18 protein-coding genes are annotated in these 15,089 nt (G+C 43.3%); 7 read left to right on the top strand and 11 right to left on the bottom strand.

What is annotated here, in order from left to right:
• Positions 1–214: 214 nt before the first annotated feature.
• The 5 genes from WFH18_RS14140 to WFH18_RS14120 form a co-directional block, all read right to left on the bottom strand.
• The gene (locus WFH18_RS14140; protein ID WP_004645001.1) at positions 215–511 is read right to left on the bottom strand and encodes a DUF3817 domain-containing protein; all 297 of its coding nucleotides are present in this window, start codon (positions 509–511) and stop codon (positions 215–217) included.
• Positions 512–631: 120 nt separating this feature from the next.
• A complete protein-coding gene (gene yccS / locus WFH18_RS14135; protein ID WP_005101261.1) occupies positions 632–2,815 on the bottom strand; it encodes a YccS family putative transporter in 2,184 nt (727 codons plus the stop codon).
• 129 nt (positions 2,816–2,944) lie between these two features.
• Entirely contained in the window at positions 2,945–3,487 is a 543-nt protein-coding gene (sodC, locus tag WFH18_RS14130) for a superoxide dismutase family protein (protein WP_004732359.1), read from the bottom strand.
• A 122-nt stretch (positions 3,488–3,609) separates the two neighbouring features.
• The gene (locus tag WFH18_RS14125; RefSeq protein WP_004732356.1) at positions 3,610–4,779 is read right to left on the bottom strand and encodes an AI-2E family transporter; all 1,170 of its coding nucleotides are present in this window, start codon (positions 4,777–4,779) and stop codon (positions 3,610–3,612) included.
• Positions 4,780–4,868: 89 nt separating this feature from the next.
• Positions 4,869–5,513, bottom strand: a complete 645-nt coding sequence (locus WFH18_RS14120) for a ParA family protein (RefSeq protein ID WP_004281566.1) — start codon at positions 5,511–5,513, stop codon at positions 4,869–4,871.
• A 124-nt stretch (positions 5,514–5,637) separates the two neighbouring features.
• On the opposite strand from WFH18_RS14120, the gene WFH18_RS14115 reads away from it, so the two are divergent.
• The gene (locus WFH18_RS14115; RefSeq protein WP_004732355.1) at positions 5,638–6,105 is read left to right on the top strand and encodes a Holliday junction resolvase-like protein; all 468 of its coding nucleotides are present in this window, start codon (positions 5,638–5,640) and stop codon (positions 6,103–6,105) included.
• Between the two features lie 27 nt (positions 6,106–6,132).
• The gene (locus WFH18_RS14110) at positions 6,133–6,711 is read left to right on the top strand and encodes a hypothetical protein (RefSeq protein ID WP_004732353.1); all 579 of its coding nucleotides are present in this window, start codon (positions 6,133–6,135) and stop codon (positions 6,709–6,711) included.
• Between the two features lie 18 nt (positions 6,712–6,729).
• On the opposite strand, the gene WFH18_RS14105 is transcribed toward WFH18_RS14110, so the two are convergent.
• Complete coding sequence (locus tag WFH18_RS14105; protein ID WP_004732352.1) at positions 6,730–7,359, bottom strand: class I SAM-dependent methyltransferase; 630 nt, start codon at positions 7,357–7,359, stop codon at positions 6,730–6,732.
• Between the two features lie 191 nt (positions 7,360–7,550).
• On the opposite strand from WFH18_RS14105, the gene WFH18_RS14100 reads away from it, so the two are divergent.
• Positions 7,551–8,114, top strand: coding sequence for a hypothetical protein (locus tag WFH18_RS14100; RefSeq protein WP_004732349.1), 564 nt, complete (start codon positions 7,551–7,553; stop codon positions 8,112–8,114).
• Positions 8,115–8,187: 73 nt separating this feature from the next.
• Here WFH18_RS14100 and WFH18_RS14095 read toward each other — a convergent pair whose 3' ends face one another.
• Entirely contained in the window at positions 8,188–8,520 is a 333-nt protein-coding gene (locus tag WFH18_RS14095; RefSeq protein WP_004732347.1) for a HopJ type III effector protein, read from the bottom strand.
• A gap of 175 nt (positions 8,521–8,695) precedes the next feature.
• Between WFH18_RS14095 and crcB the strand changes: the two genes are divergently transcribed.
• A complete protein-coding gene (gene crcB / locus WFH18_RS14090; protein ID WP_004732345.1) occupies positions 8,696–9,070 on the top strand; it encodes a fluoride efflux transporter CrcB in 375 nt (124 codons plus the stop codon).
• 96 nt (positions 9,071–9,166) lie between these two features.
• On the opposite strand, the gene WFH18_RS14085 is transcribed toward crcB, so the two are convergent.
• Both WFH18_RS14085 and WFH18_RS14080 read right to left on the bottom strand, forming a co-directional pair.
• Entirely contained in the window at positions 9,167–9,418 is a 252-nt protein-coding gene (locus WFH18_RS14085) for a type B 50S ribosomal protein L31 (protein WP_004732342.1), read from the bottom strand.
• Positions 9,419–9,514: 96 nt separating this feature from the next.
• Positions 9,515–10,813 (bottom strand): ABC1 kinase family protein, encoded by a 1,299-nt coding sequence (locus WFH18_RS14080; RefSeq protein WP_004732340.1) that lies wholly within the window; start codon positions 10,811–10,813, stop codon positions 9,515–9,517.
• 285 nt (positions 10,814–11,098) lie between these two features.
• Between WFH18_RS14080 and WFH18_RS14075 the strand changes: the two genes are divergently transcribed.
• Complete coding sequence (locus WFH18_RS14075; RefSeq protein ID WP_004732339.1) at positions 11,099–11,311, top strand: DUF1737 domain-containing protein; 213 nt, start codon at positions 11,099–11,101, stop codon at positions 11,309–11,311.
• 201 nt (positions 11,312–11,512) lie between these two features.
• Here WFH18_RS14075 and WFH18_RS14070 read toward each other — a convergent pair whose 3' ends face one another.
• On the bottom strand, positions 11,513–12,871 hold the full coding sequence (locus WFH18_RS14070) for an MATE family efflux transporter (protein WP_004732336.1): 1,359 nt from the start codon (positions 12,869–12,871) through the stop codon (positions 11,513–11,515).
• A gap of 39 nt (positions 12,872–12,910) precedes the next feature.
• The gene (locus tag WFH18_RS14065; protein WP_004732334.1) at positions 12,911–13,369 is read right to left on the bottom strand and encodes a DMT family transporter; all 459 of its coding nucleotides are present in this window, start codon (positions 13,367–13,369) and stop codon (positions 12,911–12,913) included.
• Between the two features lie 126 nt (positions 13,370–13,495).
• On the opposite strand from WFH18_RS14065, the gene hemW reads away from it, so the two are divergent.
• Together hemW and WFH18_RS14055 are read left to right on the top strand one after the other, a co-directional pair.
• Complete coding sequence (gene hemW, locus WFH18_RS14060) at positions 13,496–14,650, top strand: radical SAM family heme chaperone HemW (RefSeq protein WP_004732331.1); 1,155 nt, start codon at positions 13,496–13,498, stop codon at positions 14,648–14,650.
• A gap of 172 nt (positions 14,651–14,822) precedes the next feature.
• Positions 14,823–15,008, top strand: coding sequence for a hypothetical protein (locus WFH18_RS14055; protein ID WP_228277135.1), 186 nt, complete (start codon positions 14,823–14,825; stop codon positions 15,006–15,008).
• Positions 15,009–15,089: the final 81 nt, after the last annotated feature.

Below are 15,089 nucleotides of genomic sequence, written 5' to 3'. Positions count from 1 at the left end.
GAACACTCTTCAACTGCTCTCGGAATATTCAATAGATGAACTCAATGAGATAGCCACAATGGCATTAGGTATCTCATAGATGTGTAGATACCTATGCCTTTTAGGAGAGGGCTAGGGTGAGGTTAAGTATTTAATAAGTTCCCTCTCTCTAACTCTCTCCCAAAGGGAGAGAAAATTTTCTTTTGACTGATCTAATTATATTAGGATTCTACAATTAAGCTTCAGCGGGCTGTTCCAGCTTCTTCAATTTCATATCAAACAGGAATGGACCGAAAGGCAGAATCGAAGCGATTAAACCCATCACAAACATGCTGAGAGACCATTTCTGTTTTTCACATACTGCGAATAACACCACCAGAAACAGCACAAACAGTACCCCATGACCCATACCGACATATTTGACCAGAATCGGATTATCCATCATATATTTCACTGGCATCGCGATAAATAACAGCAGCAGGAATGAAATCCCTTCAAGCAAACCGACCAGACGCAAAGTTTTGATGTTCATAATACATATTGATTTAACCGAATTGGTTTTGAGTGTACCGAATATCACCTGAATATTGAATCTTAATAATAAAAATATATTCAATATTTTTAATAAGTTATAACCAAGTAAGGCAGTTGGTTATTTAATCTCGGCACCTAGTAATTCATGACGTAATTTTAGTAATTCCGGTAAGGTTTCCAGCAATAAACTGATCTGTTTCAGCACCAAAAGCAGATGTGCTGACTGGTTTTCCTGGGTACTTAAGCGTTGAATTTCTGCCAGTTTATGATCGATGTCGTAGGTAGCTAAAGGCTGTTGTTGCAGCAATACCCCAGTTAAGGTTTGCTGACACCAGCGCATTAAAACCAGAATTTGTGCATCAGTAACCTGCTCACGGTGACTCCCCAATGCTGCAATATAGCTGAGCTGGCTATGGCTATAAACCAGATAGCGAAAGGCACTTTTGACCAGTTGCGGATCTGGATTCGGTTCGGTACTCAGGCTTGAAATCATGCTGGATAAATCAATCTGTGCATTGTGGGCCAGACGCCGTGCAGTCCTGTAAGCAATACTGTTATCTTTACCGTTTTGATATTGCTCGACCACTGCAGCAAAATAGTCCAGTGTAGCAAGCGATGATTTTTTAATATTGCTGGAAATATTGCGAAAATTCCAGTCAGGCCAGATCCAGCTTACTGCCATCCAGGCAATCAGACAGCCTATGAGGGTATCAATGATACGTGGCAAAATGATCGCGTAACCGGCACCTTTCAGGTTGAAGATCAGGAGTACCATCAATGTCGCCATGAGAGTGGCCATGGCATATTTTTTGGAACGTAGATAGAAAAAACCGACACCAAAAATTACTGTCAGGAGTAACTGACCTTCGACACTTGGTACAAAATACAGAATGGGAACACCCAGCATGACCCCCAATAATGTTCCTAGGGTCCGCAATTTGAGCCGGCTTTTGGTGGCAAAATAACTGATCTGACAGACAAACAGGCTGGTCAGTAAAATCCAGTAGCCATTTTTTGCAAAGGGCAATAATGAAATGGCATAGCCGACTAGAAACACAATGGCAATCCGCACCGCATGCCGAAAGAGTGCCGATTGTGAACTCAAGTGCGGTTTGAGTTTCAGCCAGAGATCTGTGCTATCGCGAATATCATCATCAAACAGGCTCAGGTCATCAAAATGCTGCTGATAGCGTGGCTTATACAGTGCCTGTTGATCATGCAGGTGTTGTAACTGCTCATGTACACTCAGCAGATTGGCCAGAATAAGCTGTAAATTTTTAACTTCAATATTCTGTGGGTGTTGGGCAATCCAGTCCTGCATCGATTCCTGTAAATGTTTTAATGCCTGTTCATCATCTGCAGACAGATAAAATTTTTCATTGCGCAATACACATTCTGCCAAATGTTGACAGGCAAGGGCTTGCAGACGGATATTTTTCTGAATCCGGAAAATCAGGTCAGTGCGGCTAAAATGCTGTTCGATCTGTTCATAATGTAAATAATTGGCCGTGGCCTGTTCATGAATATCCTGCATCAGAAAATACAGATTCAGCCAGTAAATGGTATTGCGATTGGCACGCGAAGCTTTGAGTCGAGTCAATAGTGAATCTTTGCTGCGGTTAAAACTCTGAATGACTAAAGTATTTTTAAGTGACAACTCATAGAGCAGGTTTTCAACATTTGGATGCTGATCCGGATCAAACAGTTTGGCTTTACTCAGCAGTAAATCTGACATGTGCTGCAAGCTTTGTGCGAGATTTTCCTGAACCTGCAAAGTAGGACGCAGCAGAAAAAATAGAATAGACGTCAGGCCGTACCATAGCGCCCCAATGACAAAATAAAGTGGCTGTTCATACCAGTGCTGATATTCGCCCAGGCCGAACATGGTATAGATTGACAGTAAAATGGTGCCAAATGAAATTGTGGCATAACGTTGGCCTAAGGCACCCATTAGAATAAACAGCGCACTCGACAGGGATAGCCACAGTGCAAACCAGAATTTATGCGGAGCAAGAAATTCCAGAATGCTGCTGACACTAAAAAACAGAATGATGACCAGTAACAGGTTGCGCAAACGCAGGCTTAGCCGGTCATCAAAATCAGTCAGTGCCGTGGCAATTGCCCCTAACGTTACTGGAACGATCAAGAACTCATAACCCAGAAATTTCAGACCGAAAGTGGTACCTAAAAACACCAGCAGGATCTGCAGGCAATAAGTCATCAGCGCACTGGACTGAAAGGGCAGCAGGACAGGTTTTATAATTTTAACAAAAGTAGCAGTCGCAGGTCGGGCAGCATTCACAAGGACAGGATCCGGAAAGTAAAAACGCAAAGTTCTGAATGCAATTTAGACGCCAAAATAAAAGAAAAATCCATGAAAAAAACGAGCATAGTGCCCGTTTTTTCTATTTAGTCATTGGCATGAAGGTGTTTAGATCACACCACAGGCAATACGTTCACCGCCGCCGCCCAAGGGTAATGGGTTGTCGGAATAGTTATCGCCACCGGCATGAACCATAATCGCACGACCCTGAACATCAGCCAATTTCAGACGTGGCGCAAGCAGGGTCACACGTGCAGTTCCGTCAGTATTGACTTTCAATGCGGGTAAATCACCGAGATGACCGGTCACTGGTGTACCGTGATGTGGAGCCTGATTTGGATTGTAATGGCTACCTGCAGCCAGTGCTGCGCCCATCTTGCCGTCTTTCATGGCAGGTGCGCATGAACCATTTTCATGAATATGGAAACCACGTTCACCCGCAGGAAGTTGTTTCAGGTTGGTACGAATAACCAGACCGGCTGGGCTGTCACTGAGTAATACGGTACCAATCTCTTGGCCCACACCTTGAGCAGTTACAGCATTCACAGTTACTGCTCTGACCACTTCATTTGATGGAGAGGTTGATGCACAACCGGTAAAAAGTGCGGCGCTTAACGCGCAAAGTGTCGTAATTTTAAACAATGAAGACATGATTTTGGCATCCTGATCTTTATTCTGTTTTGTGAGTTCATTTAAACAGAGCAAGATCAGAAGCTCTATATAGAATCAGTACTTAAATGTTTTGTTTTGTTTAAGTCAATTCTCTCTATGCTTTAAGGCGCTTTGGGCGGTGTGTTCTTGGTTTCTGGATCAATCTCATGTGCCATGGTGGCTTTAGGCATCATCAAAGGTTCATTCAGATTACTTTCATGTAACCATTCACGCCAGATTGCAAGCAGCACAGCCAGAATCACCGGGCCAATAAACACTCCGACCAGACCAAAACTGGCAATACCACCCAAGACTCCAAACATGATCAGCAGGAATGGAATCTGGGTTGCACCAGAAATTACCAGTGGACGAATCACGTTATCGGCAGTACTGACAATACAGACACCCCACACCATGACCCCGATAGCCTCAATGGTTTGTCCTTGTGAAAACAGCCATAGCGCCACCGCACTATAGGCGAGGGGCGGACCAAAGGGAATCAGGGCAAAAATAAAGGTCACAATGGTTAAAACCATCGGATTCGGCACACCTGCAACAAAATAGCTCAGACCAGCCAATAAGGATTGTGCAATTGCGGTCAAACCGACGCCATATACTACGGCACGTGTAGTCGCAGAAATGGTGGAAAAATAATGATGTACACGTGGACCGACCACCATTTCAAAGGCTTTACGCACCTGATTTAAAATGGTCTGACCATCACGGTAGAAGAAAAACAGCGAAAGTATCGCAAAACATAATTTAAAGATGTTTTTACTAACTTCATTCAACACCACTTTGCCGTAATTCAGATGGCCTTGAATCCAGGTCGATATCGACAGTGCAATACTCTGCGGATCAGTGTTAATTTCATTTAAGGTTCGGGTAATTTCCTTGCCGACAATCGGAAGCCCGCGAATAAAATCAGGGACATTCAGGTGACCGGAAAAGACCTGTCGCTGCAATTCAAAATACAGGTTACGACCTTCGTGCTGCAGCATGAAAATGGCGAAAATAAACGGCAGACCAAAGACCAGAATCACGGCCAAGATCATTACGGTTGCACTTAATGTCGGTCGATTGCCGCATAGGCGTAACACCGATTGATACAAGGGCCAAGTCATATAGGCAATAATGGCTGCCCAAACTACAGGAATGATGAAATACTTGAGTATATGAAAACTCAAAAAAATTAGGATAAAGAACAATCCAAATAATAAGACTTTTTGTAATGTAGGCGCGTACTGTTGCACTGAATTTAATGACTCATTTTTTAGGTCGTGTTCAGGCATATTAACTGAAAAAAAAGCGATCGAAAATGATAGCTAGCCAAGTAGCGAGATTATTTTCCCAAAGCTACACCGCGATTCAGATGATTGACTCAAAACCACTGACTCGGATCATCAATAATGGCATTCAGTACCGGTTGCCATTGAGCCTGCAGCTCCCGATAGATTTTCTGAGGTTTATCAAAGACGGACAGGCCTTCCATAGCCAGTCGGCTATAAGGGGCACGTTCCGAAATCCAGGCCACTGGCTGCTGGTCGATCTTGTCAAAAAACTGCTGTATGTCCTGATTGCTGGCTGCATTTGCTTTGGTGCGATTGGCCAAAAGTAAAATTTCAACCTTGCCCTTACGGATGCGTTTGATGTCCTGCAAATGTTTGAGAAAACGGCGGGTCGAATCGATATCAAAAAAAGAAGGCTGGATCGGGATGATAATCGCATGTGCTTCACTGATCAGCTGTTCGGCATGATCATCGGTCAAAGCACCTGGTGCATCAATAATCAGGTATTCGATCTGTTTCGGCGCATCACCAATGGACTTGCTATTGCGCCAGTCCAGACTTTGGATCTGCGCTGCCTGTGCCGGACGATGCTTGAGCCATTGCAATGTTGATTTCTGGTTGTCGGCATCGGCCAATGCCACCTTATAACCCTTTTGTGCGAGTGCTGACGCCAAACTAATGGCTGTCATGGTTTTGCCACAACCGCCTTTCTGATTCGCAACTAAAATTGTTTTCATGACTCAAGGTGATTTTATTCTGTTCCGGCCTAGCATATCATTCTTTTCAAGTATGCAAATGGCCGAATTCCTCAACTTCAGTCGAATGCGATGCTATAAAAATCAGGCAAATTAGGAAGATTGAATGTCCATATGGATGGCCATGTTGATTGGCGCATGTATCGGGGTGGTATTGACCACTATTATTTTAAGTCAGACGCGCAATGGACGGATCAAGGCCGAATATGAGCAGTATATTGCCGAGCTGGAACTAGAGCATCAGCAGTCCCTCATTGCCGCGCAAAAACGCAGCGTGAATACCAGCCGTGCAGTTCTCAAAGGAAAAATGGCGGAACAGCTCGCGCCGATCATGCCGGAATTTCAATATCTGCCGAGTGATGCCAAGTTTTTGGGTGATCCGGTGGATTATGTGGTCTTTGATGGTTATACCGATTTTCGTGATGGCGAAGGCGACGCTGAAGATATTGAAGTGGTTTTGATTGACATTAAAAGTGGCGGAGCACGTCTGACCAAAGGCCAGCAAGCCATTGCCTGTGCGGTTCAGGAAGGGCGGGTACGTTTTGAAACCATTCGGATTGATTTTCAGGATTGACCAAAATCCAGTGAAGAATAAAAAATTATGCAAAAATTACTGATCACTGCGCTGCTGTTTATGCTAGGACTCTGGGTGTGGAATGAATTTTTTCGTGCCATTCCGCATCTGCAAGAAAAGGGCGTACTTAAAAACTTTAAAGTAGAACCCGTTAAGCGCATTTCCGCGACTTATATTGTGCATGATCACCGTTTCGTAAAACCTGATCGTCGGGTGCTGCATCAGGCCAGCCCTGTGGTGGGGCATTTTAATGATCTGGCCTATCTGAGTAATATTGATGTGCTGTTGCTGACTCAACCGCTGCCCGCTATACAGGCAAAACTGGAGTTTGATGAAGCAAAACGCTGCTATCAGCTCGAAGGACAAACCAATAAAGCGGAGCGTGACTTCGTCAATACGCATGTACAGTATTTTAGTCTGATTGCTGCCACTGAAAAAATTGCCGATCAGATTCGCCGGCTAAAATCGGGGCAGAAAATCACGCTCACTGGTGATCTGGTGACAGTTCATTCAGGCACGACTGGACAAGAATTCCGGGTCGGGACGGGCTCTGAATATCGTGCTCATTGTCAGTTGCTGCAAGTAACCCACCTTCAGCCACACTAAATATAAGATGGTCGTAAATTAGCTTCCTAGTTTACGAACACGTGCTAACAACATACGTTGGCCAATCTTGGGTATACCTTCCGCATCTACATAATTTAAAGTTTCTATTTCAAAACCGGTTTCCAGCAAGGCGGTCTCAATATCCCGATTCAGATGACAGCCATCTGCGACTTTCTTTTGAATGGGAGTGAGTAAATGTTGTAGACGCTGAATATTTAAATTTTGTCGATTCAGAACATGTTCGACCACATGTAAAGTCCCACCCGGTTGTAGCACACGATAAATTTCCTGCAGGCTCTGTTCCAGCTCTGCAATACTACAAAGCGTCCAGGTAGATACAATATTTTCCAGACTATTTTCGGCAAAAGGTAAAGCTTCTGCACTGGCCTGAATATGTTCGACCTGAAAAGCGGCCTGTTGAATTCGTGATTCTGCCAGTTTGAAGATCGTCGGGTTTGGTTCTAGTGCATAGACCTTATCAACCGATTGATAAAAAGGCAGATTAAGGCCGGTACCAAAACCAATTTCCAGTACTTCACCGGAAATATCCAAAAGTAGTTCACGACGCAAGTCCATCAAGGATGGTGTTTGCATCACCTGATTCAGCAGATGCGGAAAGATATGTTGTTGATAAAGTTTATACAGCATTTGAGTTATTTTAATTTGATGGAAATACGTTCTAGCTTAACTGAAAAATAAAATGACAGGCATATATCGAGCTGACTAAATACGTGCAGTTTGTTACCAAGTTCAACTGTTTATTCATTAAAAAATCCGTAAGATCAAGGAAGATATCCTTAAAACGTTTGATCAACTTGATTAGGATTAGATTAAAAATTATGTTCAAATACGTTAAACATTATGCTTTGCTGGCCAGCCTGTTGCTGCCTATTTCGGGCTATAGCTCGGTCGACCACAATATTGCCAAAGGTTTGCCTCCTGTCGTTAAAGGCCAGTCAATTTCGGTCTTGCAGCCTTTTAAAGGTGATTTTCGTATTCTGGGTTCCAAGGTTTATAGTTCTGACCCGCAAGCCAAATTCTCTCCGATTGATTATGCTGTCAGTTGGGGGCTGTTTGCCGAACCTGAAATTGCTCGACATATCACGGTCAATCAATATGACCGCTATTTGAACTGGAAAATGGATCGGGTGCCAGTGCCGGTAGAACAAGCCAAGCAGATGGTGTCCAATATGCATATCATTCCTGCCAATCCTGAAATTGCCAAGGAAATTAAAAAGGTAAAGCGTGGCGATCTGGTACGTATGCAAGGGGAGCTGGTTGAAGTGCGTGATAAAGATCTGGTCTGGAAATCGTCCTTAACTCCGACCGATACGGGTGATGGTGCTTGTGAGGTTTTCCGTGTCAGTTCCATTAAATGGATTGAAAAAGTCGGTAAAAGCTAAAACAGGCATCCTATACACTTCTGAGTTGCATAAAAAAACCGCTCCTTTGAGCGGTTTTTTATCTGCTTAGGACTTACTTCGCAGTTAAAGCCTGACCTTCAAAGGTAATTCCATCCCAGCCATTGAGCATAAACTGGCGGATATTCTGATGATCAGTCGCCTCTGGCGTCGCGAGTACAGAAGCATAATGTTCGGCAAACAGGCTTAAGGTCTGTGTCTGATCCAGACCATTCAATTGTGCAAAAGAAAAGACTTTAGCGCTGCCCTGGTTTTCTGTGGCCGCATTATTCTGCTGGCCATTTTTAAATGCAGTTGGTGTATGCATATAGCGCGATTCGATATAGGCAATCACATCTGCAAATTTTACTTCGCCTGCTGCCAACTGGGCCAATAAATCCTGTGCCATGCTATTTTTCCTGTGCCATTCATGAAAATTCGATGCGATAAATATAGCAATTTTCTTGCGAAGTTCCATGGTATTTCATTGATTTTCGGTTCAAGATAACAGTGAAATTTATCCATGCTCAATATGAAACTTTGGATAAAATAAACTTGATCAATAAATAGAACAGGAAAAAAATATGGGCTGGCTTTGGGTGGCAATGGGTGGGGCAATCGGTGCTAGTCTGCGTTATGCAGCAGGACTTTGGCTGTTCAAACCGCAAATGCAATTTCCTTGGCCCACCTGGTGGATCAATATTTTAGGCTGCTTATGTGCCGGAATTTTTTTTGCCTGTAGCCAGAAATATCCAGCACTCCAACAAGAAGCGCGTCTGTTTTTAATGGTGGGAATTCTCGGTGGCTTTACCACATTTTCCAGCTTCGGTCTGGAAAGCTTTTTGTTATTGAAACAAGGTGCTATGGGCCTAGCGCTGTTATATGCATTATCCAGCTTAATTGTCGGCATTATTGTTCTGGCACTGGGCTTTTATTTCACTTCACTCGTGTTGGCATAGAGTTAAAATAAACGCATACAAAAAGTCAGGAAATTGGAGGTCATTTCCTGACATAAACCGCGATTTAAATCTTAAGATAACCGAGGTTTTTCGGTTTTAACCCCGTTTAAAACGCCCAAAACGTTTGTTAAAGCTTGCCACACGTCCTTCATTGCTGGTCTGACGTTGCTCACCCGTATAGAAAGGATGTGATGCACTTGAAATATCTAGTGTTACATAAGGATATGTTTTACCTTGATATTCTTTGGTTTGACTCGAGTTCATCGTGCTGCCAATCACGAAATAGGCATCGGCATTGGTATCATGGAATAACACTTCACGATACTCAGGGTGGATATCTGAACGCATATCTAACTTCCTCATGATTCTTGATTAAATGTTATAATGTAACATTTGATATTTCAAGTAATCTAGGGTTACAGCGTGTAAGCCTATCGTCTCAACTTAGCTTCGACTCGGTACCAGTTCTTCAAATACATCACTTAAATCATCATGTACTTTGAGATGAATCAGGTTCCAGTATTGTCCTGAAATTGTGCGATTCACCATCAAGGTATCAGGAGAGGGCTTAAATACATCCCAATATTTCAACGAAGGTTTCAGCAACTCCATCCCATCATGATGCGCTGAGTTTTCGGCAAAATCATAGTCAGTGACCAGAGGACGCATGAGCACTTCCAGCCACTGTTCATATAATTCTTTCGGGAATTTTCCAGTTTCAGTCAAGGAATGCAGCGCATCCAGCTGTTGCTCGATCACGGGAATATTCTTCTCGCGTGCAGCATGGATCAGTTCCCTAAAATGTCCAATCACTTCAGTCGATAAGGTTTTAACGCCACCATAATCATAAACAATCACAGAGCCATCCTCACGGAAGGCAAAGTTGCCCGGATGTGGATCACAGTGAAAGCGTTTCAGATAAAAAATTTCTTGGCCAATGGCGCGGAATAGGCGGCGACCTAAAGCATTTCTGGTTTCGAGTGGCCAAGTGCTGGCAGTTTCGATACTTTCACCAAGTTCCTGGCTCAAAGTTAAAATATGTCGCGATGAATACTCATGAAACACTTTCGGAATCACAATTTTATTGTCCAGAGATTCATGGAAGGCACGGGCGATTTCCAGATTCTGGGCTTCAATTTCATAGTTCAACTCATTGTCCAGACTGTGCTGAATTTCTTTAAATAATTGATCTTGAAGTTTACGATCAATCTTTAATACGCCCATCATGCGCAGTGCCAGACGAACTTGCTTCAGGTCGCTTTCGCAGGCTTCATCCACACCAGGATATTGCACCTTGACTACAACTTGCTGGCCATTCGGTAGAGTGGCTTTATGCACCTGACCAATCGAGGCCGCGGCAAATGGCTGTTCATCAAACTGCTGGAAAAGTTGCTGTAAAGGTTTACCCAATTCTTTTTCTACCTGTGCCTGAATTTCTTTAAATGGCATGGGTGGTGCCTGACGTTGTAACTTGGCAATGGCTTTGGCGACTTCGGGCGGGAAAACGTCTTTATATTGCGAGGCAATCTGGCCGACTTTCATGACTGCGCCTTTCATCTCTCCCAAGGTATCTGCAATCTGTACCCCAATATCTTGAAATAGTTTGCTGCGCGCAGTATTTTTCTGCTCTTCATCAGCAGTTAAATTTTTAATGGAATTGGAGAGGGTTTTACCTGCAATACTTGCGGTCATTCCGGCAAGTTTCATAAAGCGACGACCGGGTGTGCTAGCCGTTTTTGCCATGCGAGATTCCTTGAAACCAACTATGAATGGATGTATTTGATCATAGGTGACAAAGGTTCAATTGCCTAGATTTAATTGTAGAGGTTGTGTTGTGATTTCCTTCAGCTTCTCCATGTTTAATGCATCATCTTTGATTTGATAAAGATTTATCTTTATCTCCTTGGCTAAACTAAAAGAATATGCCGGAATCCATCATCGTTTTAGATAAGGCTGAGTATTAATTCTGAATGTTGTTTTATGGCTAAAAGCTTAGAATAAACAGAGTGTAGTAATGAAGAAAATTCAATGAAAGTCTATCGATATTTTACTGGGAAGGATGATGTGCATTTTTGTGCGCGGGTGACCCGTGCCTTAAATGAAGGTTATGAGTTATATGGTTCACCCACCATGAGTTTTAATGGTACGGATGTGATTGTGGGGCAGGTGGTGATTAAAGATGTGGCGGATGAATCGGAGATTCCAGAAGGATTGAAGGAAGCATTAGCCGCTAATTCTTAACTTCTACATCGAAATTAGAATGCTCAAGGCTATGCTCGCATCTTTTATTTTTATGCTGTCGCGTAGGCAGCTCTTAATTTTGTCATGGCAAAAGTAACAGAACCGTTTCGTTGATCTAATGCTACTTCCCTGTATCACAGATCAACGGTGACATCCATGTCACTACCCAATATTTAAGATTGCTTGAAAGTCGCTAAGTTTTTACACCTTTAAGCTTAAACGTCTGTTATTGCTATAGAGTCGTGCCAGCAATAAAACACAGGCAACACTTAGGCCTACAATCAGGCCAACCCAAACACCGGCTGCTCCCATCTCGGTAAAGCGGGATAAATATACCCCAACCGGGAAGGCGATGACCCAGTAAGCCAGCATGGTAATCCACATCGGCCCCTTGGTATCCTGCATGCCGCGCAGACAACCTGCGGCACTGATCTGCCAGGCATCCATCAGCTGATAGGCAATGGCAAACAGAATCAGATACACCGCAATTTGGGTCACGATCATATCTGAGGTGTAGAGCGCCACGATTTCATTACGGAAAACCCAAAGCAGAATCATGGTCAGGATCGCCAGAATAGTGGCAGTAATCAGGCCGAGATATTGCACTTTACGCATGGCTTGCCAGTTCTGTTCACCATAGTAGGTGCCGACCCGAATGGTCAGGGCAATCGCCAGTGACATGGGAATCATGAACAGTTGTGAAGTGACAGAAATAGCAATTTGATGCGCAGCGACAATAGTCTCACCCAAAGGACTCAGCACAATTGCCGCTGTACTGAAAATACTGACCTCAAAGAAGATCGCCAATCCGATTGGAAAGCCAAGTTGTAAGATGCGCTTCATCCATTCCGGGTTGATTTTTTCCCAGTGAGTAAAAGGCTGGGTACGTTGATAGGCCTTATTTTTAAAGATATACAATGCGAGGGTGATGACCATTAGCCACTGTAAAATCGCCGTGGCAAAACCACAACCTGCGCTGCCCAAGGCTGGAACAGAGCCAAGACCATACATAAAGATATAGTTCAGCGGAACCAGCAAAACCAGCGCCAATAAACTAATGACGGTAACCGGACGCGGATTTCCAATCGCTTCAGAGTAGCCGCGTAAAGCTGCATACATGGTTACCGCTGGCATACCAAAACCAATGGAATGCAGGAATAAACCGGCTTTAGGTTGTAAGCTTTCCGGTACCCCTAAAAGTGGCAAAGTGGCCGGCAAGAGTTGCAAAATCAAGCCGGCAATTACCCCAAGAATCAGGGCAACCCAAAGTGATTGACGTGCAATGGTGGCAATTTTTTCAGGTGTACGTGCGCCATTGGCTTCGGCAACCAAAGGCGTCGTGGCAATCATAATGCCACTAAACAGCAGCATCACCGGAATCCAGAGTCCTACTCCGACGGCAATCGCGGCAAGATCGGTAGCAGATAGGTGACCGGCCATAATGGTATCAATCAGGCCCAGACCAGCCTGAGAAAATTGGGTCACCAGAATAGGCAGCATCAGATGAAAAAGTTTTTTTAATTCAAAACCAAAGGTTGTGACTGGTGAAACATTCGACACAAAAATTACTCATCGTGATCATGTGCTTAAATAGAAGGTTTAGCGTTGTAAAGTGAGAAGCACACCAATAAAAATTACCACGCCGCCTAAAAGACGTTGCCAGTTAACCGGCATTTTTTCATTACCCAACAATCCCAGATGATCGACCAGCATCGACATCACCATCTGACCAAAAATAATGAGACCGCTAAGAACCAGAAAGCCAAGTTTGGGCGCTGCATAAATGCTCATACTAATCGCGTATACACCCACGATTCCCCCTAGCCATAAATACCAGGGAACACTTATCAATTCCTGTAAACCGGGTTTGGGATTAGACTGAAAAAGTACGATTACGGCCAGCACTATTGTACCAATCAAAAAGGAAAAAAATGCAGCTTGAATAGGAGAATATAAATATTCTTTTAGTTGTGTGTTAATTGCAGTCTGGAGTGTCAATAAAACACCGATTGCAAAAACCAAAGGAAGTAAAATAATAAATTGAGAAGATATTTTCATAATTTTAACTGACTAATTCTATTTAAATTTTTAGACATATCACACGATCAAATTTAATTTTAGCAGTGTTGCCGCCGAGTCATGTTAAAATTCCGCTATATCTTGTAATCGTTTTTGAGTAGTTCTTTGGCTGAATTGAATCCTGCTGCTGTCCCTTTGTCCTTATATATTCATATGCCTTGGTGTGTGCGCAAATGTCCTTATTGTGACTTCAATTCACATGCGGTTCCGGATGGTCAGCTATCACTGGAATTGGAACAGGAATATTTACGAGCACTGGTGGAAGACTTTAAAACTCAGGTCGATTTTGCCCAAGGCCGGCAGATTCACAGTGTCTTTATTGGTGGGGGGACGCCGTCACTGATTTCTGCCCTAGGCTATCAATGGTTATTTGATCAGCTCAAAGCCGTTATTCCCTTTGCCGAAGGCTGTGAGATTACGCTGGAAGCCAATCCCGGCACAGTCGAACATGATCCGTTTGCCGGTTATTTGCAGGCCGGAATTAACCGTCTGTCGATTGGGGTACAGAGTTTTAATACCGAGCATCTCAAGCGTTTGGGACGGATTCACAGCAATGAAGATGCGATTTCTGCCATTGGGCTGGCACGTGAAGCTGGGTTTCAGCGGATTAATGTCGACTTGATGCATGGTTTGCCTGAACAGACTTTAGAACAGGCTTTGCATGATTTAAAACTGGCAGTGGAGCAGGGCGCAACCCATATTTCCTGGTATCAGCTGACGATTGAACCCAATACGGTATTTTTCCGGACTCAACCGATTTTGCCTGTCGATGAAGTATTGGAAGATATTCAGGAGCAGGGTGAGCTCTACTTAAAAGCTCAAGGCTTTATCAACTATGAAGTTTCGGCTTGGCGTAAAGAATTGCCTTCAGCGCATAATCTGAATTACTGGCAGTTTGGTGATTATCTGGCAATTGGTGCCGGAGCACACGGCAAAGTCACTCAGCCGGATGGCGTGTATCGGTTCCAGAAAACCCGTTTACCTAAAGACTACTTAGCCAAAGTACCTGCTGAACATCTGCAGTTTAAGCGGATTGAAGATGCTGACATGCCCTTTGAGTTTATGATGAATGCGTTACGTTTAAATCAGGGTGTGGAAGCCAAACTCTATGCCGAACGTACCGGTTTGAGTCTAGATACTTTACAGGAGTTACTGAGCTCTTTACGTGACAGAAAATTAATGGTTGATGATCAAGACCGACTTTCATGTACCGAACAGGGACATATCTTTTTAAATTCGGTATTAGAAGAATTTCTTTAATTATTTAATTTCTCCATTGTTCTAAAAGAAACCCTAATAGGAGTTTATTGGGGTTTTTTATTGCCTTAAATAAAATGCCTAAAGTCTGATTGACGCTTTCTTAAAGAGAAGTTTTCTGAGAATATTCAAAGATTAAATTAAATGAATATTATAATTTCTAGAGGGTGGGCAGGTGGATACATTATGGGCTTTTCAACAGATGGATTTAACCGATACCCGATTCTTTATTTTTGATAGTAAAAGTGATCATCTGGTTTATGAAGATCGGGACTTTAAAGAATATCATTGGGATCAGTCTAAATATAATCGAGTCAGGGAAGGGGATTTCTTTTTGGTGGTGTTTCAAAAAGTATGCTGAAAAAAACAATATGGCTTTTGATAAAATAGAGGTATGAAAATAACGCTACAAATCAAATGTCCTACCTGTCTAAGTAACAAT

This window comes from Acinetobacter sp. USHLN143 (assembly GCF_037145695.1).
In the GTDB taxonomy this organism is placed as follows: domain Bacteria; phylum Pseudomonadota; class Gammaproteobacteria; order Pseudomonadales; family Moraxellaceae; genus Acinetobacter; species Acinetobacter fasciculus.
Note: the sequence above shows the minus strand (reverse complement) of the source record. Positions and strands in the feature narration are given on the sequence as shown.